Raw genomic sequence first — 1,772 nt, forward strand, 5'->3', positions numbered from 1 at the left:
ATTGAAACTGCGATCCGCCGTGCCTGGGTTCCGCAGTTTCAATTGAAACTGCACTTCTCCGGGCCGCTCCGGGGGTGCACATTAGGACACCTTCAGCTGCGAAACGGGCGGATCCACCAACTCGATACCGGGCGTTCGCACGAAGCACCGCACCCAGAAGGGCTTGCGCCGCGGAAGCTCGACCGTCACCTCGGCGGTGCCGTCGATCCGGTGCACCTCGCGGTGCACGACGTCCCCGTCGTCGGGTCCGAGCGGCATGACCCGACCGGAGGCGATGACGACGACGATCGAGCACTCCGGCACCGGGTGGTCGCTGCGGAACACGATCCGCGCGGTGCTCGCCCCGAACAGCCGGTTGCGGCGTTCGACCTGGTAGCTGACCTGCGCAGCGGGTCCGGAGACGGTCAGCTCGCTGGGCTTGGAGCGCCCTTCGCCGGCATCGGTGGCGGCGATCGAGGTGACCTGCACGCTCGCCTCGCCCGGCCCGGTGTCGATCCGGCAGCCGCCTTCGGCCTGGTACTGCTGCCGCGTCAACCGCCGCGACCCGCCTGTCGCGGCGCCGGTCCAGCTCACCTCGGCCATCCGCACGTCGTCGGGCCACACCCAGGACAGCACGAACTCGTTCCCGAAGTGCCGCCCTTCCAACGAGGTCACGGGCGGCAACGTCGGAGCCACCCGCGCGGCGTGGCGCACCGCGACGGCCTCCGCGCCGACCTCGGTTCCGTCCGCACGTCGGTAGCGAGCCGTCAACAGGTAGGTGCAGTCCACCTCGACGTCCACAGTGGAGTCCCGGAACGACGTCCCGCCGCTGGTGGGCACGGCAACCTCACCGGACTCGTCCCGCCGCACCACGTCCACGCCAACGGCGTCCCGGTGCAGCTTCCACTGCCCCTCCACGGCTCCACCGCGAACCGCCAGCCGCACCCCGTGCACCGGCGGCAGCACGTCGACGGTCGCCCCCACCGGCCGCGACCACGCCCCGTCGGGCTCCGCCGCGAACACCGCGTACCCCGCGGTCACCCCGGCCGGCGCCGCAGTGTCCACCACGGCGGTCTCCGCCCCCTCGGCGACCACGTCGCCGTCGGCGGCATCACCGGGCTCCCGCCCGGCTCGCCGCACGACCCGGTACCGGGTGCTCCCGTCGTGGTCGGGCTGCGCCCGCCACGACAACCGCACCCCGAGGCCTTCCGGCTGCGCCGTCAGGTCCGCCACCGGGCTCACCGGGATCCGCAGCACCTCCGACGCTATCGCGGCGTCGTCGGCCGCCAACCGCGCTGCTTCCGCCAGCTGCCGCCGCGCTTCGCCTTCGGCTCCGCGCTCTAGCGCGCGATGCGCGGCTTCGCGCAGCGAGCGCACTTGCGCCGCGTGCCGGTCGACGGCCGCTTTCGCGGTCGCCGCCTCCTCGGCGTCGGTGATGCCCGCCAGGGCCTGCTGGGCGGATACCAGTTGTCCGGCGGCGAGCAGTTCGGTGACCTTGGCCAGGCCGCTGATCTCGACCTTCGTCGCACCCGTTTCGCTGAGCACGCTCACCACGACCTGCCGGGCCTCGCCCTCCTCCAGCCCGGACTGGCGCAGCACCCGCAGCAACGCCCCGGCCGGAGCACCGTTCTCGCGGAGCCTGCGGACGTCGTCGAGCAGGTGGTACAGCGCCAGCAGCCGGAGGTCGGTGCGCCCGACCGCGGTGTTCACCAGACCGAGCGCTTCGCGCGCTGCGCGGTTTCCAGAGCGCCGGTTCTCCCGATCAACGGCCGCCTCAACGGATTTCGCGCTCA

Annotated in this window: 1 protein-coding gene; it reads right to left on the reverse strand. The window is 72.6% G+C overall.

What is annotated here, in order from left to right; all coding sequences use genetic code 11:
- Nucleotides 1-81: 81 nt before the first annotated feature.
- On the reverse strand, nucleotides 82-1,772 hold a 1,691-nt coding region (locus tag ABTZ89_RS38445), incomplete at its 5' end, for a SaeA-related protein (RefSeq protein ID WP_351054369.1).

The sequence above is a fragment of the Saccharopolyspora sp. NPDC002686 genome (assembly GCF_040295745.1).
GTDB lineage: Bacteria > Actinomycetota > Actinomycetes > Mycobacteriales > Pseudonocardiaceae > Saccharopolyspora > Saccharopolyspora oryzae.